The organism is Leifsonia sp. Y862 (genome assembly GCF_057669585.1).
The window spans coordinates 217,185-243,162 of sequence record NZ_JBYHFR010000002.1 but is presented as its reverse complement, the minus strand read 5'-3'; the positions used below and the strand labels follow the sequence as shown (position 1 = coordinate 243,162).

General features: G+C 65.7%; 23 protein-coding genes. 12 read left to right on the top strand and 11 right to left on the bottom strand.

Features of this window, described 5'->3' with window-relative positions:
• Nucleotides 1-96: 96 nt before the first annotated feature.
• Nucleotides 97-1,227 (bottom strand): multiple monosaccharide ABC transporter substrate-binding protein, encoded by a 1,131-nt coding sequence (chvE, locus tag AC25Z0_RS11330; RefSeq protein WP_488119756.1) that lies wholly within the window; start codon nucleotides 1,225-1,227, stop codon nucleotides 97-99.
• Between the two features lie 347 nt (nucleotides 1,228-1,574).
• Complete coding sequence (locus AC25Z0_RS11325) at nucleotides 1,575-2,666, bottom strand: glycerate kinase (protein WP_488133283.1); 1,092 nt, start codon at nucleotides 2,664-2,666, stop codon at nucleotides 1,575-1,577.
• Between the two features lie 97 nt (nucleotides 2,667-2,763).
• On the opposite strand from AC25Z0_RS11325, the gene AC25Z0_RS11320 reads away from it, so the two are divergent.
• Together AC25Z0_RS11320 and AC25Z0_RS11315 are read left to right on the top strand one after the other, a co-directional pair.
• On the top strand, nucleotides 2,764-3,678 hold the full coding sequence (locus tag AC25Z0_RS11320; protein WP_488133282.1) for a hypothetical protein: 915 nt from the start codon (nucleotides 2,764-2,766) through the stop codon (nucleotides 3,676-3,678).
• Nucleotides 3,679-3,816: 138 nt separating this feature from the next.
• Nucleotides 3,817-4,707 (top strand): DsbA family protein, encoded by an 891-nt coding sequence (locus AC25Z0_RS11315; RefSeq protein WP_488119753.1) that lies wholly within the window; start codon nucleotides 3,817-3,819, stop codon nucleotides 4,705-4,707.
• A gap of 6 nt (nucleotides 4,708-4,713) precedes the next feature.
• On the opposite strand, the gene AC25Z0_RS11310 is transcribed toward AC25Z0_RS11315, so the two are convergent.
• Complete coding sequence (locus AC25Z0_RS11310) at nucleotides 4,714-5,409, bottom strand: potassium channel family protein (RefSeq protein ID WP_488119752.1); 696 nt, start codon at nucleotides 5,407-5,409, stop codon at nucleotides 4,714-4,716.
• 133 nt (nucleotides 5,410-5,542) lie between these two features.
• Here AC25Z0_RS11310 and AC25Z0_RS11305 point away from each other — a divergent pair, with 133 nt between their 5' ends.
• The 7 genes from AC25Z0_RS11305 to AC25Z0_RS11275 all read left to right on the top strand — a co-directional run bounded on the left by AC25Z0_RS11305 (nucleotide 5,543) and on the right by AC25Z0_RS11275 (nucleotide 13,038).
• A complete protein-coding gene (locus AC25Z0_RS11305; RefSeq protein WP_488119751.1) occupies nucleotides 5,543-6,874 on the top strand; it encodes a GNAT family N-acetyltransferase in 1,332 nt (443 codons plus the stop codon).
• A 95-nt stretch (nucleotides 6,875-6,969) separates the two neighbouring features.
• Nucleotides 6,970-7,911, top strand: a complete 942-nt coding sequence (locus AC25Z0_RS11300; protein ID WP_488133281.1) for an ABC transporter ATP-binding protein — start codon at nucleotides 6,970-6,972, stop codon at nucleotides 7,909-7,911.
• Complete coding sequence (locus AC25Z0_RS11295) at nucleotides 7,908-9,530, top strand: ABC transporter permease (protein ID WP_488133280.1); 1,623 nt, start codon at nucleotides 7,908-7,910, stop codon at nucleotides 9,528-9,530. Before AC25Z0_RS11300 ends, AC25Z0_RS11295 begins: the two co-directional genes overlap by 4 nt.
• A 69-nt stretch (nucleotides 9,531-9,599) precedes the next feature.
• Nucleotides 9,600-10,094, top strand: coding sequence for a GbsR/MarR family transcriptional regulator (locus AC25Z0_RS11290; RefSeq protein ID WP_488133279.1), 495 nt, complete (start codon nucleotides 9,600-9,602; stop codon nucleotides 10,092-10,094).
• A 464-nt stretch (nucleotides 10,095-10,558) separates the two neighbouring features.
• Nucleotides 10,559-12,268, top strand: a complete 1,710-nt coding sequence (locus AC25Z0_RS11285; protein ID WP_488133278.1) for an HNH endonuclease signature motif containing protein — start codon at nucleotides 10,559-10,561, stop codon at nucleotides 12,266-12,268.
• Nucleotides 12,269-12,582: 314 nt separating this feature from the next.
• Nucleotides 12,583-12,747: a hypothetical protein gene (locus AC25Z0_RS11280; RefSeq protein ID WP_488119746.1), complete on the top strand. Its 165-nt coding sequence runs from the start codon at nucleotides 12,583-12,585 to the stop codon at nucleotides 12,745-12,747.
• A gap of 24 nt (nucleotides 12,748-12,771) precedes the next feature.
• Nucleotides 12,772-13,038, top strand: a complete 267-nt coding sequence (locus AC25Z0_RS11275) for a DUF7218 family protein (RefSeq protein WP_488119745.1) — start codon at nucleotides 12,772-12,774, stop codon at nucleotides 13,036-13,038.
• A gap of 26 nt (nucleotides 13,039-13,064) precedes the next feature.
• Here AC25Z0_RS11275 and AC25Z0_RS11270 read toward each other — a convergent pair whose 3' ends face one another.
• The gene (locus AC25Z0_RS11270; RefSeq protein ID WP_488133277.1) at nucleotides 13,065-13,862 is read right to left on the bottom strand and encodes an IclR family transcriptional regulator; all 798 of its coding nucleotides are present in this window, start codon (nucleotides 13,860-13,862) and stop codon (nucleotides 13,065-13,067) included.
• A gap of 147 nt (nucleotides 13,863-14,009) precedes the next feature.
• Here AC25Z0_RS11270 and hutU point away from each other — a divergent pair, with 147 nt between their 5' ends.
• Nucleotides 14,010-15,692 carry a urocanate hydratase gene (gene hutU, locus AC25Z0_RS11265; protein ID WP_488133276.1) on the top strand — a complete coding sequence of 561 codons (1,683 nt, stop codon included), beginning with the start codon at nucleotides 14,010-14,012 and terminating at the stop codon, nucleotides 15,690-15,692.
• Nucleotides 15,693-15,714: 22 nt separating this feature from the next.
• Entirely contained in the window at nucleotides 15,715-16,959 is a 1,245-nt protein-coding gene (gene hutI, locus AC25Z0_RS11260) for an imidazolonepropionase (RefSeq protein ID WP_488133275.1), read from the top strand.
• Between the two features lie 41 nt (nucleotides 16,960-17,000).
• Here hutI and AC25Z0_RS11255 read toward each other — a convergent pair whose 3' ends face one another.
• Nucleotides 17,001-17,978 carry an arginase family protein gene (locus AC25Z0_RS11255; protein ID WP_488133274.1) on the bottom strand — a complete coding sequence of 326 codons (978 nt, stop codon included), beginning with the start codon at nucleotides 17,976-17,978 and terminating at the stop codon, nucleotides 17,001-17,003.
• A gap of 158 nt (nucleotides 17,979-18,136) precedes the next feature.
• On the opposite strand from AC25Z0_RS11255, the gene AC25Z0_RS11250 reads away from it, so the two are divergent.
• Nucleotides 18,137-19,534 (top strand): FAD-binding oxidoreductase, encoded by a 1,398-nt coding sequence (locus AC25Z0_RS11250; protein WP_488133273.1) that lies wholly within the window; start codon nucleotides 18,137-18,139, stop codon nucleotides 19,532-19,534.
• A gap of 53 nt (nucleotides 19,535-19,587) precedes the next feature.
• On the opposite strand, the gene AC25Z0_RS11245 is transcribed toward AC25Z0_RS11250, so the two are convergent.
• The 6 genes from AC25Z0_RS11245 to AC25Z0_RS11220 are packed head-to-tail and all read right to left on the bottom strand — an operon-like array spanning nucleotide 19,588 to nucleotide 25,926.
• Nucleotides 19,588-20,265, bottom strand: a complete 678-nt coding sequence (locus AC25Z0_RS11245) for an N-acetylmannosamine-6-phosphate 2-epimerase (protein WP_488119739.1) — start codon at nucleotides 20,263-20,265, stop codon at nucleotides 19,588-19,590.
• Nucleotides 20,262-21,239 (bottom strand): ROK family protein, encoded by a 978-nt coding sequence (locus tag AC25Z0_RS11240; protein ID WP_488133272.1) that lies wholly within the window; start codon nucleotides 21,237-21,239, stop codon nucleotides 20,262-20,264. The genes AC25Z0_RS11245 and AC25Z0_RS11240 overlap by 4 nt, the downstream gene beginning before the upstream one ends.
• A complete protein-coding gene (locus AC25Z0_RS11235) occupies nucleotides 21,236-22,162 on the bottom strand; it encodes a dihydrodipicolinate synthase family protein (protein ID WP_488119737.1) in 927 nt (308 codons plus the stop codon). Before AC25Z0_RS11235 ends, AC25Z0_RS11240 begins: the two co-directional genes overlap by 4 nt.
• Nucleotides 22,163-22,184: 22 nt before the next feature.
• A complete protein-coding gene (locus AC25Z0_RS11230) occupies nucleotides 22,185-22,988 on the bottom strand; it encodes an ABC transporter ATP-binding protein (RefSeq protein ID WP_488133271.1) in 804 nt (267 codons plus the stop codon).
• Entirely contained in the window at nucleotides 22,985-24,970 is a 1,986-nt protein-coding gene (locus tag AC25Z0_RS11225; protein WP_488133270.1) for a dipeptide/oligopeptide/nickel ABC transporter permease/ATP-binding protein, read from the bottom strand. The genes AC25Z0_RS11230 and AC25Z0_RS11225 overlap by 4 nt, the downstream gene beginning before the upstream one ends.
• Before the next feature lie 2 nt (nucleotides 24,971-24,972).
• On the bottom strand, nucleotides 24,973-25,926 hold the full coding sequence (locus AC25Z0_RS11220) for an ABC transporter permease (RefSeq protein ID WP_488133269.1): 954 nt from the start codon (nucleotides 25,924-25,926) through the stop codon (nucleotides 24,973-24,975).
• Nucleotides 25,927-25,978: the final 52 nt, after the last annotated feature.

Here is a 25,978-nt window from a genome sequence, read left to right as displayed (position 1 = left end):
CGTGGATGCACAACCCACAGACTCCGGGAGGCCGGCCCCGCCAGATGGCGGGACCGGCCGGTTCACATCGGTCGTACTGGTGTCGCGTTGAGCGACTTACAGTCCGACGTCTGATGCCTTGACGAAGCCGGAGTCGACGAGCTTGGTCTGCACGTCATCCTTCACAACGACCTCTGGGTCGAGCAGGTACGACGGAACGACCTTCTTGCCGTTGTCGTACGTCTTGGTGTCGTTGACCTCGACCTCTTCGCCGGCGTTGATTTCCTGGATCATGGTGAAGACGCGCTCACCGAGGGTGCGGGTGTCCTTCCACACGGTCATCGCCTGCTCGCCGTCGAGGATCGCCTTGACGTTGGCCTTGTCGGCGTCCTGCCCGGTGATGAGCGGGTAGTCAGCGCCCGGCGTGTAGCCGGCCGACTTCAGTGAGGCGATGATGCCGATGGCCAGGCTGTCGTTCGGGGAGAGCACAACGTTGACCTTCTGGTCGCCGGTGTAGAACGACGACAGGCGGTTGTCCATCTCGGCCTGGGCCTTGTCTGACGCCCAGCCCTGGATGCCGATGGAGGCCCAGTCATCGTCGGATGCCGGTGCCTTGCCGCTCGGGACGACCAGCTGGCCGCTCTCGACGTAGGGAAGCAGAACATCCCAGGCGCCGGAGAAGAAGAACTTGGCGTTGTTGTCGTCCGGGCTGCCGGCGAACGGCTCCAGGTTGAACGGGCCCTTGCCATCAGCCAGGCCGAGCTGCTCTTCGATGAACTGCCCCTGCAGCTGGCCGACCTTGTAGTTGTCGAACGTCGCGTAGTAGTCGACGTCTTCGGTGCCCTTGATCAGGCGGTCGTACGCGATGACGGTGGCATCCTGCTTCTTGGCCTCTGCGAGCACCGGTGCGAGCACCTCGCCGTCGATGGCTGCGACCACGAGGATCTTGGCGCCGCCGGCGACCTGGTTCTGGATCTGGCTGATCTGCTGGTCGGTCTTGTTGTCTGCATACTGCAGGTCAACGGTGCAGCCGGCACCCTCAAGCTGCTTCTGCAGCTGCTCGCCGTCGTTGATCCAGCGCTCAAGGCTGCGGGTCGGCATGGAGATGCCGACGTTGCAGTCACCCGCGATGGCGTCGGTGGATTCTGCCCCAGCGCCTGAGCCTGAGTCGCCTGATGCGCATGCCGCGAGCGACAGGAGAACGGCTCCGGTCGCCGCAACGGCAAGGAGTTTTTTGGTCATGGACATTGTGGTTGCTTTCCTCTCTGAGAGCTGCCAGTCACGTCAGCGGCCGGAGTTGAAACCGGCGGCCTGCTGAACGGAGGGCTGTCCATAACGGTGATTGACCTGTTCTGCACAGGCGTACGCACAAGTTGTCATGGTGTTACCTCCTTGTAACGGGACATCGCTGTGATGATCCCGGTCGCAATCGCGACCTTTTGTTGACGGAGAGAACTTATCCAACAATCGTGATCCGCGTCCATTGTTTTCTTGAAGATTGCTATTTTTGTGGCCGAACCGTTGCCAAAAGCCAAGGGTTGCTCAGCTTTCGCTGCCACTGGCCTCGTGTAGCCCCGATAAGTTCGGGCCGCGCACTATCTCGTTCTGGCCAGGGCCGCACCGGCTTCGCGCAGGTAGGTGAGCGGATCATTCATCGCCGCAGCCACGCTCCCCGCACGCACCGTGAGGGACTCAGCCGTCGCGAAGCCCACCGTTGCAGGGTCGACGTCAGGGGCGATCGATCCCGCGACGAGCAGCGTGGAGACACCGTGCTCGCGAGCCAATCCCGCCACGTAGCCTGGCACCTTTCCAGAGACCGACTGGGCATCGAACCGGCCCTCCCCCGTGATCACAACGGATGCCCCCGCCACCGCATCCGGCACACCGAGCGCCTCCCCGACGGCCGCTGAACCCGGCGCGATCCGTGCGCCCCAGGCCAGCAGTCCGAAGCCGGTGCCGCCAGCCGCACCGCTGCCCGGCGTGTTCGGGTCTACCCGGATCAACCGCACAAGCCGCCGCAGATTCGATTCGAGGCCGGCGACCTGGGCGGGATTCGCACCCTTCTGCGGACCGAAGACTGCCGCTGCACCGAATTCGCCGAGCAGCGGATTGGTGACATCGCTGAGGATTATGGCCCCGCCAGGCGGCAGGGCACGCAGCGATTCCAGCCGCACCTTCGCGAGGCTCCCGAGCCCCCGGTTGCCCAGCCGAATCGGCCGGTTGCCGGTGTCGAGCATCGATGCGCCGATGGCCGCGAGCGCGCCGGCTCCGGCATCCGTCGATGAACTGCCGCCGATGGCGAGGAGCAGTCGCTCAACACCGTGGTCCAGGGCATCGGCGATGGCCTGGCCGAAGCCGAGGGTGTGCGCGTTCAGCGGGTCAGGCGCGTCGAGCAGGGTGATGCCGCTGGTGTTTGCGAGCTCAACGACGGCAGTGCCGTTCGGCAGCAGTAACCAGTGCGCCGAGACAGGCCTGTTGTCAGGACCCTGCACGACAACCGGCATCCGCTTCGCACCAGGCACTGCGCATTCGAACGCGTCGAGGGTGCCTTCTCCGCCGTCTGCCATAGGCAGCAGCTGCAGGTTGTCCCCCGGTCGAACCGATGACCATCCGGCGGCAATCGCTCTGGCGGCGTCCGCGGCACTCGCCGATCCCTTGAATGAATCCGGCGCAATCACGACGTTCATCGACACCGCGTTCCCCCTGCCCTCGCTGGATTCGACCCTAGCGCCGAGCCGGTCACGTCCCCGAGATATTTCAGCCTGCGCCGGTAGGCTCGCCCGGATGACTTCTTTAGCTGCAGCCTCACGCCGACTGCTCATTGGTGGCCTCGCCGTCATGCTCGCAGCGCTACTCGCCATCACAGGAGTGGGGGGCATGGCATTGGCCGCACCCAGCTCCGGTCGAGACACCGACCGTACTGCCGACCGAAACACCGACGAGTTCGACCCCGGTTTCATCATCAGCGACTACAACTTCTTCAATGCGGATGCCATGAGCGAGCCAGAGGTCCAGTCCTTCCTCGACGAGCGGAACTGTCGCCCGAAAGACGCATCGCCGTGCCTGTGGGAGTACCGCGAGAACACGAGCGACCAGCCGGCCGAAGCTGCCGGCCACTGCACCGCATACCTCGGCGCACCGCACGAACGCGCCAGCCGCATCATCGCGAAGGTGGCTGAGGCCTGCCAGATCAGCCCTGAGGTACTGCTCGTGCTCGTGCAAAAAGAGCAGTCGCTCCTCACTCGTCCGAGTGAGTCCGGCTACCTGCGCGCGACGGGCTACGGCTGCCCTGACACGGCGGACTGCGACGCAGAATACTTCGGCTTCTTCAACCAGGTCTATAACGCTGCGTGGCAGTTCCGCCAGTACACGCAGGAGCCGGAGCGCACCTATTCAATCGGGTCGGTCGACATCGGCTTCAATCCGGATGCCGCCTGCGGGGCAACCACAATTGACATCCAGAACCAGGCAACGGCCAACCTGTACAACTACACGCCGTACCAGCCGAACTCCGCTGCACTGGTCGACATTGACGCGGGCGACGCGTGCTCAGCCTACGGAAACCTCAACTTCTGGCTGATGTACAACCGGTGGTTCGGCGACTCGGAGAGCGCGCCGTTCCCCGACATCTTCGACGAGTGCCTCAACCTGGTCGGTGGCCGACGCTGCCTGCCGCCCACGCTGTTGCCCAGCGCGTAGCCAGCAGCCAGAGGGCCTCCGAAACGCCACAGCAAGGCAGCGCGGCACAGCTGGCTCCCAGCATCCCCATAGGCGTGACACAGCAGTATTCTTTAGCGTCAACACAGACCTGACCCTGACGAAACGGTGGTGCTTTCGATGAACGCCAACGCCCCTGGCAAACCGCAGCCCTCGAAGAAAAACCGTCGAGAAGAGGCGCGTGACACCGCCAGGCAGATGCGCGCAGAGCAGCAGAAGCGCCAGAAGCGCAACAAACTGTTGATCCGCAGCGGCATTGGTGTCGGGGTTCTTGCCGTTGCCGTGATCGTCGCTCTTGTCATCGTGAACCAGCCGCGCGCGGCATCCGCTGGGCCCCTCAATATGGCCAGCGACGGAATCCTGCTGACCGGTGACGGCACCACCATCACCGCAACGGAGACCACCGCAGTGCCGATCGACTCGACGCCGTCGCCCACTGACCAGACCGCCCTCGACGCCACGGCCAACATCACCATGTACGTCGACTACCTGTGCCCCTATTGCGAACAGTTCGAGCAAGCGAATATGGGACAGATTGAGAGCTGGGTCGAGTCTGGCCAGGCCACGCTTGAAATCCACCCGCTGTCGATCCTCGATTCCAATTCCGCCGGCAGTAAGTACTCGACCCGCTCAGCAAACGTGGTGGCGTGCGTCGCGAACTACGACCCAGACAACGTTCTCGCGGTACACAAGGCCCTCTTCGAGCAGCAGCCGGCTGAAGGCACGACAGGGCTGAGCAACGTTGAACTGGTTGAGCTCGTGAAGAGCGCAGGCGTGACGGATGAAGACGTCGCGTCATGCATCAACGACCAGACGTACTCCAACTGGGTCGGCACTGCGACCGATCGCGCGCTGGCCGGTCCGCTCGCCAACGCTGACATCGCACAGGTCACGGGGACTCCGACGGTGATCGTGAACGGTGTGGCATACACCGGCGCACTTGACGATGCCACGGCGTTCCAGAAATTCGTGCTCGAGCAGGCCAGCGCGGCGAGCACGGGCACGCAGTAGCCGGACTCAAGGGGTCGGGGTGCGCCGCGGCAGTGTCATCACGACCCGCGCTATCGCCAGGGCAATGAAGAGCTGCCCGGTCAGCACCTCAACAATTGCCAGCGTCTGACCCAGTTGAGTTGCGGGCACCAGGTTCCCGTACCCGGTCGTGGTCATTGACGTGAACGAGAAGAAGAGCGCGGTCGCGAGACTGGTGGGGGTTCCCACCCCGAGCAAGTCGCTGTAAAGGCCGATCAGCGTGTACGCGAAGGTGAAGAACATGCCGATCAGCACGTACGCGCAAATGATGGCGAGGAGTGACTGCGCGTCGACCGCTGTGCGCTTCGACTGATGACGGACGATGGCCGCCGGAGCCAGGCCATAAAGAACCAGAGAGCCGGCGGTCATGACGGTTTCGGTGAGCGTTCCTTCGAACCCGAAGATCCAGGCCACCACAGTCGCGCCGGCGCACACCAACACCAGAATCGTGCCGACCCGGCTGACGCGCGGCGACAAGTCGGTGGCGTGGAAAATCGCCCACAGGGTGGCGAGCTGCACGAGAAGCGCGAACGGGCTTGGCTCCGGCCTCGTCTGCCACGCGCACAAGAGGTATGCGATCCCGATGAAGAGCAAAACCGTGCCGTACCCAGGGTGAAAGAATCGATCCCGGCCGAACAGGTGGCGCGGTTGCGGCGTTGAATCTGGAGTCGAATCAACCGCCATGCTTCAGCCTCCCCGGCCTGCTCCCACTCGCTGACGCACAGGCTACTCCCGGGCGGCCACGGGTGGCCACAGTTCTCTGCCGGCATGACGGCGGGCACTGCCGACTCCACCCGTGCAGGGCTAGGGTGGCTAGGTGACCGAGGCAACGCACATCCCCATAGACCAGCACTCCCACGTGGCACTCGCGGCCAAAGAACTTGACCTTCGGCTGGTAGACACCGCAGACTCCGCTGCCGTCACGGCCTGGCTCCTGGCCGATGCACGCGGCTTCCACGGCGCCGATCCGAGCACGGAGTATCTGGCCAGCAGGGCCAGGGAACTCGGCGAGGGTGATGACAGGGTCACGGGGGTCTGGGATCTCTCCCTGCCCGAGAGTGCGCTTCCGGTGGCCACCGTCTGGTCATGGCAGATGGGACTCACCGTGCCGGGTGGCAACACCCTGAGCGCCTGGGCAATCAGCTCAGTCACGGTCTCCCCCACGCATCGCCGGAAGGGCATCGCCCGCGCACTTCTCACCAGCGAGCTCCGCACGGCGCAGGCCGCGGGAAGCGCGATGGCCATGCTGACCGTCACCGAAGCCACTATCTACGGCCGCTACGGATTCGGCCCTGCTGCCTGGCAGGCCCCGTACACGATCGACACCAGCGGCCTCCGCTGGATCGGCCCAGTGCCAGAGGGACGCGTGGAATTCATCACGCCAAACGACCTGCTCAGCATCGCCCCAGCCGTCTATGAGCGCGCCAGGGTCCGCGTTCCCGGCGAGGCCGATCGCCGTAACGATACGTGGACGCGCATCCTGGGCATCGCTCACCAGTCACCGAGCGATGACAAGCGCGACCTGAGGGCCGTCATCTACCGCAACGCTGACACAGACGTTCAGGGCTTCGCCGTGTACCGTTTCGAGGGCCACGAGGAGAATTCACACCTTGAGCTCATCGACCTCATCGCAGAGTCGGACGATGCGTACTCGGCGTTGTGGCGCTACCTGATTGAGATGGACCTCATCCGGAAGATCTCGGCGCCCAGGCGCAACGTGGCGGAACCCGTCATCTGGCAGGTTAACAACCCGCGCGCCATTCGCAAGACCGACGAGCGCGACCAGCTCTGGCTGCGCATCCTCGACGTGCCGCGGGTACTGGCCGCCCGCGCCTATTCCGCTCCGGGCATATTCGTACTCACGGTGCACGACGAGCTGGGCTTTGCCGATGGCGAGTACGTGCTCGAGATCGCGCCGACCGGCCACGGCACGGTCACCCTGCTCAAGCACTCCACCGTGCACCTGCAAGCGGATGTCGCCACTGTCACCCTCTCCGTCAACGACCTGGCGTCGCTCTACCTCGGCGGCGCGAGCGCCGTTGCCCTCGCCAGATCTGGCCGCCTCGACGGCCTGAGTTCGAACGCGGCCGAAGCGCTGGATCGCTCGTTCACCTCTGCCGACAGCCCGCATCTCAGCACCTGGTTCTAGCCGAACTGCACACCCGCGCGGTCGGGAGTCATAGGTCTGAAAAAGTGCGGTGAGAATGATTCACAAATTTGTGAAATCGGCGTATTCTCACCGGCATGAACACAATCATTGAGACCAGGGCGCTCACGAAGCACTTTGGCCGCGTACGCGCTCTCGATGGCCTTGATCTCTCCGTCAGCGCGGGTGACGTGCACGGATTCCTCGGACCCAACGGCGCCGGAAAATCGACAACCATCCGCATCCTGCTTGGCCTGGCCAGGCCAACAGGCGGAACGGTGACACTCTTCGGGCAGGATCCGTGGAACGACGCGGTCGACCTGCATCGCCGCATCGCCTCCGTTCCGGGCGACGTCAACCTGTGGCCCAACCTGTCGGGCGGCGAGGCGATCGACCTCATCAGCCGCCTGCGAGGTGGCACCAGAGACCGCGACCTGTACGCCAGTCGCAAGGCACGACTCCTCGAGGTGTTTCGGTTCGACCCCACGAAGAAGGGTCGCTCGTATTCGAAGGGCAATCGCCAGAAAGTGGCGCTGATTGCCGCCTTTGCGACACCCGCTGAGCTCTACATCCTCGACGAGCCGACGAGCGGCCTCGACCCGCTGATGGAGGCGATCTTCAACCAGGAGATTCGACGCGCGGCAGACGATGGTGCGACGGTGCTGCTGTCGAGCCACATCCTGTCGGAGGTCGAGCAGCTGTGTGATCGCGTCAGCATCATTCGCGACGGCCGGTGCGTGCAAACCGGCACGCTCGCCGAGTTGCGCAGTCTCACGCGCACCGAGATCTCGTTCGCTGAGGCCGGCCTCACCCCAGAGCAGCTGCGTCCCCTCGCCGCCCAGTTCGACCTGAACATGACCGCGGGGCGCGTGCACTTCACCGTCGAGAGCGAGCGAGTGTCAGCCGTTCTTCCGGCGCTTGCAGAGTTGGGTGTCACCGGTCTCACGATCGCGCCGCCGTCGCTGGAGGAGTTGTTCCTGCAGCAGTACGCCGTCCAGCCAGAGAGCGATCTCTCCGCAGCGGGGGCGCATCGGAAATGAGTACGCTGACAATCCTGCTTCGGCAGCGCATCCGTCGTGATCGGATCCAGCTTGCAATCTGGATCCTCGGCATCGGACTGCTCGCGTTGTTTTCAGCGTCGGCCGTTGAACGGACGTACGGCGATGCGGCCGGCCGTGAGGGCATCATCCGCTTGGCTGTGGCGAACCCCGCAATCCTGATGCTGCGCGGACAACCACAGGGGGCGAGCCTTGACGCCGTGGTGTTCTTTCAGATCTTCACGTTCCTGGCGCTGATGGCCGGGTTCATGAGCACCTTTCTCGCCGTGCGCCATAGCCGTGCTGAGGAGGAGAGCCTTCGTGCAGAGCTGATTGCCGCGACCCCCGCCGCCCGCACCCTGCCGACAGTGGCCACGCTCATACATGGCCTGCTGGCGAACCTCGTGCTCGGCGTCGTGGTGGCGCTGGCGTTCATCGCGGGTGGCCTTGAGCCGGGCGGATCCGTCGTGGTCGGCTGCGCCATCGCGCTGGTCGGCATCGCGTTCCTCGCGATCGGCCTGCTCTCGGCGCAGTTCATGCGCACCTCACGAGGGGCGAACGGACTCGCGGCGTCCATCGTCGGGGCGGCCTATATCCTGCGCGGCCTCGGCGATGCGCTGGGCACGCCATCGTCGGACGGGCTGCACATGGTCAGCGCCTGGCCGAGCTGGTTGTCGCCGATCGGATGGGGGCAGCAGACCGCTCCGTTCACAGCATCTACGCTGGCTCCCCTGCTGCTGTGCCTGGCCGTTGCGGTCGTCTGCACGGCAATCGTGTTCGCGCTGCAGGCTCGCAGGGACAGCGGGGCCAGCTTGCTACCGGCATCCGTTGGTCGGGCCTCGGCGCGAGCCGGCCTCTCCGGCTCGTTCAGCCTGGCGTGGCGACTGCAGTGGCCGACGATCCTCGGCTGGTGCCTCGGAGCCGCGGCGACGGGTTTACTGGCGGGGTCGCTGGCCAAGCTGGTCGTCGCCGCCACAGAAGCGGATGCCACGTTGGGCACGGCCGTGCACAGCATCGTGCCTGGCGCCGGTGGCACGGCAGAGCAGGTGCTCATCTCAGCACTGTTCAGCCTGGTTGGCGTGCTGGCCGCGGCCTGCGCGACGCAGGTGATCATTCGCATGCACCAGGAGGAAAGTGCTGGCCTGGCGGCCGAAGTGTTGGCGACACCTGTGGCTCGGCTGCGCTGGTTCGGTGACTACGTGGTGCTCGGCACCGTGTCGGTGGTGATCGTGCTCGTGGTCGCTGCCGTGTTCTCCGGCGTCGGCGCACTCGCGTCTGGGGACGACGTTCAGGTGATCGGCGACTCGTTCGCCGCCGCAGCCGCTCAGTTGCCGGCGGCTCTCGTCTATCTCGGTGTCCTGTCGCTGATCTTCGTCGCGGCGCCCGGGGTCACGCTCGCCCTCGGCTGGGTATTGCTCGGCCTCGGCGGATTCCTCGGCATCTTCGGCGGGCTCGTCGGCTTGCCGGAATGGGCCCGCGATCTCTCGCCGTTCACCCACACCCCGCTCGTCGTCGGATCGGACACCGACTGGTCGGGCGGACTTTGGATGCTGGGGGTGGCAGTCATCGCCCTGGTATTGGCTGTTGTCGGGATGCGGCGGCGCGATATCCGCTCGACGTAGTTCGCCTGTGACTGCACCCGCTCTGACCTGTACCCACGACCTGACCTTTACCCATGAAAGGACAAACGGATGCCGCGAGATGACCGAGCACTGACCGCAAGCCTCGAGAAGTCGGCGGCGGTGCTGACCTCTGCGGGGTTTCCGCGGATGCCGGCCAGGGTGCTGATGGCGCTGATGGGGGCGGAGGCCGGCGGGTTGACCGCTGTCGACCTGGCTGACCGGCTGAGTGTGAGCGCTGCGGCTATCTCAGGGGCGGTGCGATATCTGCAGGACATCGGACTCATCCATCGCATCGCCCAGTCGGGGAGTCGGCGCGACCGGTACGAGCTTCCGGAAGATGCCTGGTACGCCGCACTCATGACCAAGAATCCGGTCTACGAGACCTTGGCCGCCCTGGCGGATTCGGCGGTGGTCGCCCTCGACGATCGGTCATCGAAGGAGGCTGCGCGACTGGCCGAGATGGCCAGGTTCTATCGGTTCCTCAGTGAGCGGATGCCGATGCTCATCGAGGAGTGGGAGACGTTGCGCAGCGAGGGGGCTGGCGTCGGGACTGTGGTGAGCTGAGGCTGCGGGTTCGTCTGTTGCGGTGGTTGCGTTACGTCTGTGGCTGAGGCATCGGTTTCGTCTGTGGCTGAGGTTACGTTTCGTCTGTGGCTGAGGTTACGGTTTTGCCAGAAGGCGGGGCTACGGATTCGCTTGTTGCAGTGTCTGTGGCTCGCTTGTTGCGGTGCCTGTGGCCGCGTCGTCGACTCCAGCTATCTGTGACGTCCTGTCCTTCTGTTGAAACCACAGCAGCTCCTCCACAGGCGTGTGTTGTCTCGGTCTGTCCACAGATTGCCCCAATCTAGAGAATAAACTTTCGGTACTTGGGATGATTATGGTATGCGAAATTCGATCACAATTCTTACCCTGTATGCCTTCTCGGCGACCAGGGCCGGGATCGATCCCGGTGCCGGGGCGGCCGATTCGCCGGTAGCGGTAGCAACACGGGCAGCGACTCGGGTCGCTGGTCTGTCGACGGTGACGACATGACTCTGCTCGCGACCCATCCTCTGACCGAACCCGCCGAGCTACCTCCCCTCGTCGCCATTGCCGAGGCTCGTGAAGCGTTCGCCACAGCCCTGGCCAGACTCTCGCACTCCCAGCTCACCGACGAGGACGCGATCGCGGCCAGCTGCGAGATCGAAGTCATCGGACGCCTCGCCGATGGGGCCCGCATCAGCTCCGCGGCCGATATTGAGCACCGCTCGGAGAAATGGCTCGGCAAAGACTCCCTGGCCAGGAAGCGCGGCTGTAGCGATGGAACCGGGCTGCTCACCCTGATCACCAGGGCATCCCGGCAAGACGTGACCCGCCGGCTCAAGCTCAGCGCCCAACTGATGCCCCGCCACGACCTCACCATGGTGCTGCCCCCGCTGTTCCCGGCCGTCGCCGACGCCCTCGCCGCCGGGGAACTCGGCCTGGAGGCCGCCGAGGCCATCGTGACCGGACTGAACAGCATCCGCCCCCGCGTCAACCCAGCCGACCTGCACGGCGCAGAAGCAGCCTTGGTCGCCGCCGCTACCGGCGCAGTTACCGCAGAGACTGCTGACCTGCCGAACGCGGGATTCGCGTTCGACACGGACTGCATCAAGGGACAGGTCCAGGTGTGGATTGCCCGCCTCGATCCGGACGGCGCAGCCCCCTCCGATGACAACCACGAGGCGCGCAGCAGCTTCGGCTTCGGCCGGCTCAAGAACGGCCTCTACCCGCTCCGCGGCGGCGTCACCCCAGATCTCCGCGGTGTCATGGACGGCATCTTCAACACCTACCTCTCAGCCCATACCGACACCCCGGGCAATGCCGGACCCGCCTACGACGCCAGGCACGGCATCACTGACGCGGGCACGGGCACTGGCGCGGGTGCGAGTAATAGCGAACCGGGAATGGGGGAGCCCGCCGGCCACGCATCTGGTCCCGCGTTCCCGTCCGCCGCCGAACAGGCCGCGGAAGCCGCGGCCGACGCGGAACGGCAGGCCCGGATCGATGCCGGCGAGGTCATCCCCGGCGCCGAACTTGGGTTTGATGACCGATCAGGGGCCGAGAAACGCGCCGACATCCTCCGCGCCGTCTTCGACCACACCGCCCGCGACCCACACACCCCGACGATGGGCGGTGCGGCCCCGACGGTAATGGTGCACGTGAACGCAGTAGACCTCGCCGCAGATATCCGCGCAGATGTCGGCGACAACAACGGCAACGGCAACGGCAACGATGCAGACAACGCCCACAGTGGCGATGGTCGCAGTGTTGGCGTCGGCTGGATCGACGGCATCGACGCCCCGATCTCAATGCGCACCGTGAAGCAACTGATCTGCGCCGGCGGCTCCCAAACCATCGTCCTCGGAGCCCGCAACGAAGTCCTCCACCTCGGAACCACCGAACGCTTCTTCACCCGGGCACAACGCCGGGCCATGGCCGCCCGTGATGGCGGTTGCGCGATCCCGGGATGCACCGTCCCACCGGCCTGGACCGAAGCCCACCACGTCATCCCCTGGTACCTCGGCGGCAAGACAGACATCGACAACGGAGTACTGCTCTGCTGGTACCACCACCACAGCATCGACACCTCGGGCTGGCAGATCCGCATGGTTAACGGGTCCCCGGAGATCAAGGCACCAGCCTGGCTCGACCCTGACAGACGATGGCTTCCCGGCGGACAACACTGCGCAACACCGAGTCGGCGTCGCCGCAGCTGAACTCGCTGCCGCTGAACTCGCAGAAGCGACAGGGCAGCAGGGTTGGTCAGCGGGGTCGGGCTGCAGGGTCGGGCTGCAGGGTCGGGCTGCAGAGTTGGTCAGCCAAGTTCGGGCAGCACCAGCCGATTGCGATGCCTTCCAGCCAACCGCGAGAGTGCCCGGCCATGTCAACCCCCTTGAAATGCCGTTTCACCAGTGCAAACGTGAACCAGAAGAGTGAAAACTGATGATGCGAATGCCTGCCATCACTGCTTGCCATCACTGCTGAGGCGATGACGAGGCGACGTCATCACCGACGACAGGGGTTGAGCACGATGTCAATATTCCTCACCATCATCATCGTCGTGGCCGTGATCCTGGCCATAACAGGCGGCTTGGTGCAATCGCTGAGCTTTCTCCTGTGGATCGGAATTGTGCTCGCCGTGATCGCCATCGTCGCCTGGTTGATCCGTGCGATCAGCGGCCGCAACTCGACGTAGGTTGACGTAGATCGGAGACAGTCAATGCCCCGAAGCAAGAATCCCAGCCTCAAGGACCCAGGGCTCTACGACAAGCTCCGCGACGAGGGCGCCTCGGCTGAGAAGGCTGCCCGCATCTCCAACGCCGCTGCCAAAGAGGGCCGCTCCGAGATCGGGCGAAAAGGTGGGCAATCCGGCGACTACGACGACTGGACAGTCGAACGCCTGCGAGGCAGAGCAAAGGAGCTCGGCATCACCGGCTATTCCGGCAAACGGAAGAGTGAACTCATCGACCTGCTGCGAAACCACTGATCGCACGTAGTGGTCAGCCAGGTCGCTCAGCGTCCGGTACCGCGGATGCGGCGCGACAGCTCAGCGGCAACCTCGGCGACCTGCGCGGCGAGCTCCGGCCACCGCGCAGGCTCGATCGAGTCCCGAGGGAATGTGATCGCAATTCCCGCCGCCGGCCATCCGACATGGTCCTGCACCGACACGGCAACGGATGCGAAATTCTCCGTCACCTCGCCATCTTCCGTTGCGAAGCCCTCCTCGGTCACCTTCTGCAGCACACGCTTGAGTTCGGCGTAGCTGTGCGGCGGTCGGCCATTGCGGTCGACGAATGCGGCGGCATCCGGATAAAGCGCCCGCAGCTGCGCCGGTGGCAACGTCGCTAGCATTGCCCGCCCGCTCGCGGTGAGGTGTCCGGGGAGTCTGATGCCGACATCCGTCACCAAGCGCGGCCGCCGTGGCGCACGTTCCTCGGCGATGTAGAGCACATCGCGCCCATGCAGCACTGCCAAGTGTCCAGACTCGCCGATCCGGTCAACGAGTCCGGCGAGGAGCGGCTGACCGATGCGACTGAGCGGCTCCTGATGGGAGAAGCCGCTGCTGAGCTCGAACGCCGCGACACCGAGGCCATAGCGTCTGGCCTCCGGAATGTGCAGCACAAAACCGTGCTCCTGCAGCACGGCAAGCAGGTGATAGATCGTGGAGCGAGGGATACCGAGGGCGCTCGCGATCACCGCGGCCGGCACCGGGCCGCGCTGGGTAGACAGGAAACGCAGGATGCGCAGGGTCTGGTCTGCGGCCGGCACCTTGACGGCATGGCCGGAACGCGTGGACCGCTCTAGATCCATGGGAGTCCCGCGTCCATCTGAGCCGCATCCATGTCAGTCCCTCCGGCATCCGGTCTGTGATCCCAGACACATCGTATGCGCATGCTCTGGTGCCATCCGGCAGACCCTCGGCATGCTGGGCCTAGGAACACAAGCCAAGGAGTACGAATGTCAGAACCCCGCATCGTGCGCGCCGCCCGCGGAACGACACTCACCGCGAAGAGCTGGCAAACCGAAGGCCCCCTGCGCATGCTCATGAACAACCTCGACCCCGAGGTCGCCGAGCACCCGGAGAGCCTCGTCGTCTATGGCGGAACGGGCAAAGCCGCCCGCAACTGGGAGGCATACGACGCCATCGTTCGCACGCTGGAAACCCTCGACAGCGACGAGACCCTGCTTGTGCAGTCCGGCAAGCCCGTCGGCGTGTTCCGCACCCACGAGTGGGCACCCCGCGTGCTGATCGCGAACTCCAACCTCGTCGGCGACTGGGCCACCTGGCCAGAATTCCGCCGGCTCGAGGCGCTTGGCCTCACCATGTACGGCCAGATGACCGCCGGATCCTGGATCTACATCGGCACCCAGGGCATCCTGCAGGGCACCTATGAGACCTTCGCCGCCGTCGCTGCCAAGCTGGCGGGCAAGCTTTCTGGCGAACGCGTCAGCACTGCCTCCCTCGCCGGAACCCTCACCCTCACGGGCGGTGCCGGCGGCATGGGCGGCGCACAACCGCTCGCCGTGACCATGAACGAGGGAGTCGTGCTCATCGTCGACGTCGACGAGACCCGCCTCACACGCCGCGTCGAGCACGGCTACCTCGGCGAGATGACCCACGACATCGACGACGCCATTGCCCGCGTGTTGGCCGCCAAAGCCGAGCGCCGGCCGCTGTCGGTGGGCCTGGTCGGCAACGCGGCATCCGTTTTCACCGAGTTGCTTGAGCGACAGGTTCCGATCGACATCGTGACCGACCAGACCAGCGCACACGACCCCCTCTCCTACCTGCCGGAGGGCGTCAGCGTGGCCGAATGGCACGACTACGCCGCCGCCAAGCCAGAAGAATTCACCGACAGGGCCCGCACGAGCATGGCCAAGCAGGTCGCCGCCATGGTGGGATTCCAGGATGCCGGCGCAGAGGTCTTCGACTACGGCAACTCGATCCGCGCCGAAGCCGTGCTCGGTGGCTTCGATCGGGCCTTCGAGTTCCCTGGCTTTGTCCCCGCCTACATTCGCCCGCTCTTCGCCGAGGGCAAAGGGCCATTCCGCTGGGCAGCGCTCTCGGGCGACCCGGCCGATATCGCAGCGACCGACAAGGCAATCGTCGAGCTCTTCCCGCACGACGAGCACCTGCGCCGCTGGATCACCGCTGCCGGAGAGAAGGTGCACTTCGAGGGTCTGCCTGCGCGCATCTGCTGGCTCGGCTACAAGGAGCGCCACCTGGCCGGGCTCAAGTTCAACGAGATGGTCGCCTCCGGCGAGCTGTCGGCGCCACTTGTCATCGGCCGCGACCACCTCGACTCCGGTTCGGTCGCCTCGCCCTATCGCGAAACGGAAGCCATGGCAGACGGCTCAGACGCCATCGCAGACTGGCCCCTCCTGAACGCCCTGCTGAACACCGCTTCAGGGGCCACGTGGGTGTCGATCCACCACGGCGGCGGAGTCGGGATCGGTCGCAGCATCCACGCCGGACAGGTCATCGTGGCCGACGGCACTCCCCTTGCCGCCGAGAAGATCGAACGCGTGCTCACCAACGATCCCGGCACCGGGGTAATGCGTCACGTCGACGCCGGCTACGAACGCGCGGCAGAGGTGGCCCGCGAACGCGGCCTGCGCGTGCCGATGTGGGAATCCTGATCCGGCTGCCATGACGTCTGCCATGACACCTGCCACAGCATCCGCCCTGCTCCTCACCGACATCGGCCTCCTCGTCACGAATGACGCTGCCAGCGGATCTGGCCAGACCGGCGAGATCACGGATGCCGCACTGCTGGTCGAGAACGGCATCGTCACCTGGGTGGGCCCCGCCGCCGCCATCCGCTCCAACACCAGCGCAGCGATCTCGCCGGAAACACTCGCCAGCGCCGAAGTCACCAGCGCACACGGCGCGTGCGTGATTCCCGGCTTCGTCGACAGCCACACCCATCTGGTGTTCGGCGGCGATCGGGCCGCCGAGTTCGAGGCACGTATGTCCGGCCAGGCATATGAGGCGGGCGGCATCCGCTCGACTGTCGCGGCCACCCGCGCCGCCACCGATGCCGAGCTGCTGACCCGCCTGCACGGCTTCGTGGATGAGCTGCTCGAGCAGGGCACCACCACCGTGGAGATCAAGAGTGGCTACGGATTGTCCGTCGCCGATGAGGCTCGACTGGTTCGTCTGGCGTCGATGGTCACCGACGAGGTCACGTTCCTCGGCGCGCACGTCGTGCCCGCCGAGTATGCGGGGCGCCCAGATGACTACGTCGACCTGGTGGTCGGCGAGATGCTGGACGCCTGCGCACCGCACTCGAAGTGGATCGATGTCTTCTGCGAAACGGGTGCCTTCACCGTTGAACAGAGCCGGCGCGTGCTGGAGGCCGGCATCAGGGCCGGCCTCCAGCCCCGCGTGCACGCCAGCCAGCTGGGGCCGGGCGGCGGAGTGCAACTCGCTGTCGAGTGCGGGGCGGCATCCGTTGACCATTGCACGTACCTGACCGATGCCGACGTGGCAGCGCTAGCCGGATCCGACACCGTGGCCACGCTGCTGCCCGGCGTCGAGTTTTCGACCAGGCAGCCCTATCCGGATGCCCGCCGATTGATCGATGCCGGCGTCACCGTTGCGCTGGCCAGCGACTGCAACCCGGGCTCGAGTTTCACGTCGTCGATGGCGTTCTGCATCGCGGTGGCCGTGCGCGACATGGGTATGACGCCGGCAGAAGCCATCTGGGCTGCAACGGCTGGCGGGGCCATGGCTCTCCGCCGCACCGACGTCGGCCGACTCTCCCCCGGCTCTCGCGCCGACCTCGTCGAACTCACCGCGCCGAGCTACGTTCACCTCGCCTACCGGCCGGGCGTTCCGCTCGTCTCCCGGGTGTGGAAGGGCGGCGAGCTGCGCTTCGAACGGCGCGCAGCAAACAGGGTTTAGCGGGCAGCAGGCAGCGGGCAACAGGCAGTGACCCATCCCACTCAGCGCAGCGCGATCCCCGCCGCCACCTCAAGCACGCACAGCGCTGTCAGTCGCACCGTTCGTCCGTCTGCGGCATCCGCTGTCGCATCGACCTCGGCCAGGTCAACGGACTCCACGCGTGCGTCGGCCCCTGCCGCCCTGGCCGCGACGCGCAGCTCGTACGCCGAGATGCCGCCGGGCACAGACGCCGGGCACCCGGGCGCCACCGAGCGGTCGCACACGTCGACATCGAGGTCGACGTGAATCGGTCCGCCGCCTGCCCCCGCGATCTCCAGCGCTTCGGCGAACACGTCAGCCATCGGCCGCCGGTGCAGCTCATCGCGATGGACCACCGTGATGCCGTAGTCGCGCGCGCGATCGGCGTACTCCCGGGAGTTCACGAAGTCGGCGATCCCGATCTGCACGATGCGCCGCCCGTCGAGCCCCGCCTCGACCAGTCGTCGCACCGGGGAGCCGTTGTTGATCCCGTCGCGCAGGTCGTAGTGGGCATCGAGCGTGATGAGCCCAGCGCTCGGCAGCCGCGTGCCCCACGTGCCGAGCGCCGCAGAGACGGTCACCGAGTTGTCGCCGCCGATGGCGACCACCACGTCCGACCAGGCCGCAGCCTCTCCGACGGCCTTTCTGGCCCTCGCCTCCCCGGCCTCCCCATCTGGGTCGTGCACGTTCCCGAAATCCACGATGGTGAGATCGTCGATCGAACGGATGCCGCCCCGATGCCCGCGGTCAGCCATGATCGCGCCTGAATAGCGTGGCAGCACCGCGCGAACGGCATCCGGCGTTGCACCGGCATTCGTCGGAGAGAGCGAAGTGCGCCAGGCCGGCAGGCCGATCAGCGCGAGGTCGATGTGTGCGCCGGCCGGCACGTCAGACGGCGATGGCCAGTTGCCCGTTCGCGGCCAGCGCGCATCGGTTGGCAGCGCGGGGGCGGCCGGAGCGGCCGGAGCGGGCGGACGGTTCGGCTGCGCTGGCGTGGTCACAGCACCGACGCTAGCCGAGCGGATGCCACAGCAACAGGCATCCGCTCACCGCGATGTCTGGCGCACCAGACGTCGCAGGTGCCTCCTCGCGTGGCAACCCTTGAACCGCCAACGGGCCGCGAGTACGTTGAGTGCACGCCAACCCGTGGGGGTGTGAGATGGCAAATCCCGATTTCTCTCTGCTGAGCCAGCGCATCGACGGAGAACTCATCCGCCCTGGCCAACCGAGATACACCGAGGCCAGACGGGTGTGGAACGGTCTGATCGACCGGCATCCGTCTGCCATCCTTCGGTGCACATCCACCTCAGACGTGAGCCAGGGAATCGCGTTCGCGACGGCGAACAGCTTTCCCGTCGCCGTGCGCGGCGGCGCCCACAGCGTTGCCGGCTACGGCACCGTCGACGGCGGCCTGGTTATCGACCTCGCCGCCATGAACGAGGTTCACGTCGATGCCGACAATCGCACGGTGACCGTTGGCGGCGGCGCAACCTGGGGCCAGGTGGATGCCGCAACCCAGCAATTCGGTCTTGCCGTGCCAGGAGGGGTCTTTTCCCGCACCGGCGTCGGCGGACTCACCCTGGGCGGCGGCTACGGCTGGATCCGCAACAAGTACGGACTCAGCTGCGCCAGCCTGCTCGGTGCCGAGCTTGTCACCGCCGATTCCGCTGTGGTGACCACCCACCAGGCGCATCACCCCGATCTGCTCTGGGCGCTCCGCGGCGGCGGCGGGAACGTCGGTGTCGTCACCCGTTTCATCTTTCGGCTGCACCCGGTCGGCCCAGCCGTCTTCTTCCTCTCCGTGATGCACGATGCCCGCGGAGATGGCGGTGTTCGCGGGCTCAAGGCATTCCGTGAGTTCTGCTCTCGAGCCCCGGATGAGATCGGCCTGGCTGCATCCCTCGGCGTTGTCCCCGCTGACGCAGAGGGCTTCTCGGCCGAGATGACCGGCATCCCATTCATCGGCTTCGCCGGGGTTTTCGTGGGCGATCCGGTCATCGGTGAACGGCTGCTCCAACCGCTCCGCGAGTTCGGCATCCCGCTGCGTGATGCCTCAGCGGTCATGCCGTACACCGAGGTGCAGCAGGTCTTCGACGACGACTACCCGGAGGGAGACCGCTACTACTGGAAATCCCTGCACGTGAATCGCCTCGACGACGCGGCACTCGGCCTGCTGGCCCAGGCGGGCGCGAACACCGTGTCAGACCTCAGCACGATCGATGTGATGCACCTCTCTGGGGCAGCCCGCCGACCGATCGACGGCGCACTGCCGGCAACGCCGGCATCGTTTCTGGTCAACGCCGAAGCGAACTGGACCGAATCGCGCGCTGATGCCGCAAACATTGCCTGGGCTCGCGCACTGGTCGACGCACTCCACCCGTTCTCGACCGGCAGTGGCTATCTGAACTTCGCCGGCCTGCAGGAAGAAGGCGATGAACTCATCCGCTCATCGTTCGGGCCGAACTATGCGCGTCTGGCGCGGATCAAAACCGAATGGGATCCGCACAACGTCTTCCGGCTCAACCAGAACGTGCCGCCGAGCCCGCGGCACAGATGATCCTCCTCAACCGACGCAGAAAACGGGGAGAGCGTCGGTCGAGGAGAGCTGGGTCAGCGCGCGACAGACGCCGCGAACCAGGTCGTGATCGTCGTCGGGTGCGTGATCGCGGTGCCAACGACCACAGCGAACGCTCCGGCGTCGATGCATGCGGATGCCTGGGCCGGCGTGTGCACGCGGCCCTCGGCGATCACCGGGATCGGCAGGGCGGCGGCGAGTTCCCGCAACACCTCGAGGTCTGGCCCATCGGTCTTCGGGCGCTCGCCCGTATAGCCGCAGAGGGTCGTACCGACACAGTCGGCTCCGGCCTCATAGGCGGCGATTCCGTCTGCCACTGAGCCGACATCCGCCATGACAAGTGCGGTCGTCTCCGCGTGCAGGCGGGCGATGGTCTCGGCCAGGGTCAGCCCGTCAGGTCGCGGACGGCGGGTGCCGTCGATCGCGACGATCTCCGCACCGGCGGCGACGACGGCCAGCGCATGCTCAAGCGTCGGGGTGATGAACACGGGGTCGTCCCCGTCTTTCCACAGGCCGATCTGTGGCAGCGAGACACGCTCGTGAATCAAGCGGATGTCGTCAATCCCCTGCGCGCGGATTCCCACGGCACCGCCGCGCACGGCAGCCTCCGCGATCTGCGTCATGGTCTCCGGGTGGCGCATGGGCTCATCCGGGTAGGCCTGGCACGAGACGATGAGGCCGCCTTCGAGGGCGGCGAGGTTCTGCAGAGTCATTCGGAAAGTCCATTCACGATGGTGAGGGGTGCGGCAACGACGGGGTAGGCATCCGCTGCCGTGATAAGTGAAGCGGCACCGACGATCGCCGAGTCAGCGCCCAGCGCTGTCGGCACGATGCGGCAGTCGGACAGGAGCCCCATGGCTTCGGCGCGTGCGTTGTCCACGACCACATCCCACCAGCGCGGCCCTGCGGCGGCAAGACCGCCGCCGACGATGACGACGTCGGGGTCGAGGCTGTTGATGAGGCCGCCGATCACGCGGCCCAGTGCCGTTGCCGCGATGGTGATGACATCCGCGGCCACCGCGTTGCCGGCGTCAGCCCTGGCGAAGACGTCGCGAGTGTCAGTGACAGGACCGGCAACGGTTCCGCCGCCCCGACGAATGTACGCCTCAAGGATGGCAGGGCCGGATGCGATGGCTTCGAGGTGGCCGACCCCTCCACACGAGCAGGCGATGCCGATGGCCTCTTCGGCCGGAACATGGCCGTAGTGGCCTGCCGCACCATGGCGGCCGGACTGCAACACGCCATCCACGATGAGCGCGCCGCCGATCCCGGTGCCCGCGGCGATGACGAGCACGGTGGGCTCACCGCGCCCTGCACCCAGGATCGCCTCGCCGATCGCGTGCGCATGCACGTCGTTGACGGTGGCAACCGGCATGCCAAGTCGGCGTTCGATCTCGTCTCCGAGCAGCGTGCCTGCCCAGCCGGGCAGCGAGTTCGTCGCTGCCCGCACAGAGCGGCTGACCGGGTCGATCACGCCGGCCGCACCAATTCCGCAGCCGGCGATTGCGGCGCCGGGTGCGGAATCGATGAGACTCGATGCGAGATCGACGATCGTCTGCAGCACGGCCTCAGCACCGGATGCCGCAGGCGTTGGAGCCGACACCCGACGGATGACGGTGCCGGCCATATCGACGAGTCCTGCCGCCGTCTTGGTCCCGCCGAGATCGACGCCGATTGTGAAGGTCATCGCACCAAGAGGCCCGCGCGGTCGACGATCGACTGGATGCGCTCGACGGTCTCGCCGGTGAGGGCGGGAACGGGAGGCGACATGCGGTTCGTCGAGATGATGCCCTGGTGAGCAAGGGCGGTCTTGAACGCGCCGAGGCCCGCTGCTTCGCCGCTGACGCCGGACGCCTGGAAGACGATCTCGAACAGCTCTGCCAGCTCATCCTGGATGCGACGCACGGCATCCCAGTCGCCGGCCTTCGACGCGGCGAAGAGGTCGACGTAGCGCTTCGGGTCGACGTTGCCGAGGCCGGGGACAACGCCGTCTGCGCCGAGGAGCAGAGCACCGTCAACGACGAGTTCGTGGCCGGTGAACACGACCAGCGGGCTGCCGGCTGCGCGGTTCGCCATGACGAGGCGGCGGAATCCGACGTCGTCGCCGCTGGAATCCTTGACACCCGCGATGACGCCCTCGGTGCCGAGGCGCACGAGCATCTCGTGACCGAGCTTGTTGTGCACGCGCACCGGAACGTCGTACGCGAAGATCGGCAGCACGGTCGAGGCCGCGATCAGGCGGAAGTGCGCCTCGATCTCCGCCTGGTTCGGCAGCGTGTAGAACGGAGCCGTCGCAACGATAGCGTCGACGCCGGCTTCTTCGGCCAGGCGGATCTGGCCGATGACGCGGGCGGGGGTCATGTCGTTGACGCCGGCCATGATCTTGACGCGGCCGGCGGCGATGCGCACGCTCTCGCGCATGATGACAACGCGGTCGGCGTCGGACAGGAATGCGACCTCGCCTGAGGAGCCCAGCACGAAGAGACCGTCAACGCCGCCGTCAATGAGGTGGTTGACGAGACGCTCGAAGGATACGAGATCGATGGCGCCGTCAGCCGTGAGTGGCGTGACTACGGGTGGGACGACTCCGCCGAAAGTGGGTGCAGACATGGAATTTAGCTCCTGAATTCTGTTAGTTATGGACGAGAAGGCTGGGGGCCGCACCGAGAAGCGTGCGGGTGTATGGATCGGTCGGATTCGAGAAGACCTGCTCAGCAGGGCCTTCTTCAACCACGCGACCTGACTTCATGACGACAATGCGATCAGACACGTAACGCACCGTCTGGATGTCGTGGGAGATAAAGGCCATCCCGAGGTTGAGGCTCGTCTTCAGGTCGCTCAACAGGTTGAGGATCTGGGCACGAACCGACACATCAAGCGCACTTGTCGGTTCGTCGGCGACGATGATGTCGGGGGCGAGGGTGAGCGCCCTGGCGATGGCAACGCGCTGGCGCTGTCCGCCGGACACCTGGCCGGGAAAGACCTCGCTCGTCGACGCCGGCAGCCCGACGAGGTGGAGCAGCTCCCGCACGCGGGACTCACGCTGCGCCGGCGTACCGATGCCGTGCACCTTGAGCGGGTCCATCAGCACGTCGTGCACGGTCATGCGGGCGTTCAGGGCTGTGGACGGGTCCTGGAAGATGATCGACACCGACTTGCCATACGCCGTGGCGGTTGCGTGGTCGCGCTTGACAATGTTGTTGCCCTTGAACGACACGGTTCCGCTTGTCGGCGCCTGGAGGCCAACCATCACGCGGGCGAGGGTCGACTTTCCGCAGCCGGACTCCCCCACAATGCCGATGGTCTCGCCGCGGTTCAGCGTGAGGCTCACGCTGTTGACCGCGTGCACCTTGTCGCGCTTGAACAGGGTTCCGGTGCGTGCGGTGTGGATGACGTGGATGTCGTCGAGCCGCAGGATTTCGCTGCTGGTGGTCATCGTGCGGTCTCCAGTTCTTCATCCGGTGCCAGGAGGGCATCGTCGTGGGTGGACACAAAGTGCACCGTTCCGGGGATCGCCCGAAGTTCTGGACGTTCGGCTCGCACGGCATCGCCGGACAGCGATCGAGGGGCAAACCGGTCGCCGGTGGCAAAGTCACGCGGCGACGGGACGGTGCCCGGAATCTGGTGCAGGCGGGTCGCGCCGTCTTCGATCGACAACACCGAGCCGAGCAGGCCACGCGTGTACTCGTGGCGCGGGCTCGTCAGCAGCTGTGTCGTCGGCGCGGATTCCACCACCTGGCCGGCGTACATCACCGTGATGCGGTGAGCGAGCTCAGCGACCAGCGCGAGGTCGTGGCTGACGAACACCATGGCGAAGCCGAGCTTCTCGCGAAGGTCGTTGAGCAGGTCGATGACCTGCGCCTGCACCGTCACGTCGAGGGCCGTTGTCGGCTCGTCGGCGACGATGAGCTTCGGGTCGCGGGTGAGTGCCATGGCGATCAACACGCGCTGGCGCTGTCCGCCAGACAACTCGTGCGGGTAGCTCTTCAGGGTGCGCTCCGGATCGAGGCCCACGAGTTCGAGCAGTTCGACAGCGCTGCGGGTACCGCCGCGCTTGATGAGCTGGCCGAGCTGGGTACGCACCAGCATCGACGGGTTGAGCGAGCTCAGGGCATCCTGGTAGACCATGGCCATCTCATGTCCGAGGAGTGCCTGGCGTTCCTTCTTCGGCATGGTCAGCAGGTCGCGACCCTCGAAGAGGATCTGGCCCGTGATCTCAGCCGTGTCAGGCAGCAGGCCCATGATGGCCAGGCTGGTGATGCTCTTGCCGCAGCCGGACTCGCCGACCAGCGCCATCGTTTCTTCTGGGCGAACAGAGAAGCTCACGTTGTCGACGACGGCGATGTCACCGTGTCGCTTCGGGAAGCGGATGCTGAGGTTCTTCACCTCGAGCAGCGGAGCAGCATCGCCGGTGTACACGAGGCGGTCGGTGCGGCTGAGCTCGATGGCCCGCAGCTGGGCCAGGTGCACCTCGAGCGGAACGGATGCCGCGGCGAGCTGCACCGGCGACACGATCTCGTCGGTGGCGCTGTCGGCCAGAGACACGGCGGCGACGGCCTTGGAGTTCTTCGCGGCCGGCTTCACCAGCGCGTCGGTGAGGCCCTCGGCGAGGATGTTCAGCGACAGCACCGTGAACAGGATGAGCATGCCGGGGAAGAACGTTGCCCACCAGCCACCGCTCAGCAGTAGGTTGCGGCCGGAGGAGATGATGTTGCCCCATGAGGGTGCTGGATCCTGCACGCCGGCGCCAATGAAGGAGAGGCTGGCCTCGAAGACGATCGCGTCGGCCACGAGCACCGTGACGAACACCATGATGGGGGCCGCACAGTTGCGGGCGACGTGCCAGATGAGGATGTGCGGGAGCCTGGCACCCATCACGCGCTCTGCCGAGACATAGTCTTCGCCGAACTGCGCCATGACGTTGGCCCGCACGATGCGTGCGATCTGCGGAACGTAGAGGAACGCGATCGTGCAGATGAGGATCGGCAGGTCTTTACCGAAGACGGCAACGAAGACGATCGCCAGTGCGATACCGGGGAACGACATGATGATGTCGAGGATCCGCATGATGGTTTCGCTCACCCACCGTGAGGCGGTTGCCGCGATCGAGCCGATGATCGCTCCGGCGATCAGTGCAAGCGACGTCGCGCCGAGGCCGATGGCGAGCGAGTACCTGGCTCCATACAACAAGCGGGAGAAGATGTCGCGGCCATTGCGGTCGGTTCCGAACAGGTGCTCCCACGAGGGCGGCTGGGCCGGAATCCCCGATTTGAGCGGATCGAACGGGGCGATGAGTGAGGCGAAGATCGCCACGAGGACGATGAGGCAGAAGAAGGCAAGGGCAATCTTCGAGCCGATGGGCATGGCGCCGAAGCGCTGGGCAGGGACGCTCAAGCGGTCGCTGAGTGATCGACGCATCGTTACACCGTCCGAATTCGTGGGTTGATGAGCAGGTACAGCATGTCGACGATGATGTTGACGATCACAAATGCGAGGGCAACGGTCAGGGTCACGCCCTGCACCAGGTTGATGTCGTTGTTCGTCACGCCGTTGAGGATGAGCTTGCCCATTCCAGGCAGGTCGAAGATGACCTCGATGACGACGGCGCCACCGATGAGGTAGCCGACGCGCAGGCCGAGCACCGTCACGGGGGTGATGAGCGCGTTGCGCAACACGTTGCGGCTCACGACGACGCTGCGCGGCAAGCCGCTGCCGATGGCGGTTCGCACGTAGTCGCGGTCAAGCTCTTCGACCATCGAGGTGCGCACAACACGGGTGAGGGATGCTGCGACGGGGATACCGAGAGAGATGGCCGGCAGGATCATGGTGCCGAACCATCCGCTGAACGAATCCGTGATGTTCACGTAGCCGCCGGTCGGGAACCAGCCGAGGCCCAGTGCGAAGTTCTGGATGAGCAGGATCGCGAGCCAGAAGGACGGCACGGCGATTCCGGCGATGGAGACCACGCGAATGATCTGGTCTGGCCAGCGGTCGCGGTACAGCGCTGCGGTCACACCAAGCGTGAGCGAGAGGATAACGGCGATCAGCAGACCGAGCATGGTCAGCTGCACGGTCAGCGGGAAAGCTGAGCCGATGAGGGTGGTCACCTGGCTCGCCGGCGGAACGGTGACGCCCAGGTTTCCCTGGACGAGGTTGGCCAGGAAGGTGACGTAACGAACGATGAGCGGATCGTTGAGACCCGCGTCGTCGCGATACGCCTCACGGGCGGCCTCTGATGAGCTCTCACCAAGAGCGTTGATAGCCGGATCTCCCGGCGCGAGTTGCATAACGAAAAAGACGAGGGCTGTGATGCCCAGGATCATAATCGGGAGCACGGCGATTCGTCGGGCCATGAGCCTGAGAAGGGCGGTCACAATTGTCTCCTCAAAGAAGAAAAGAGGGGGCCGGCCACACAGCCGGCCCCGT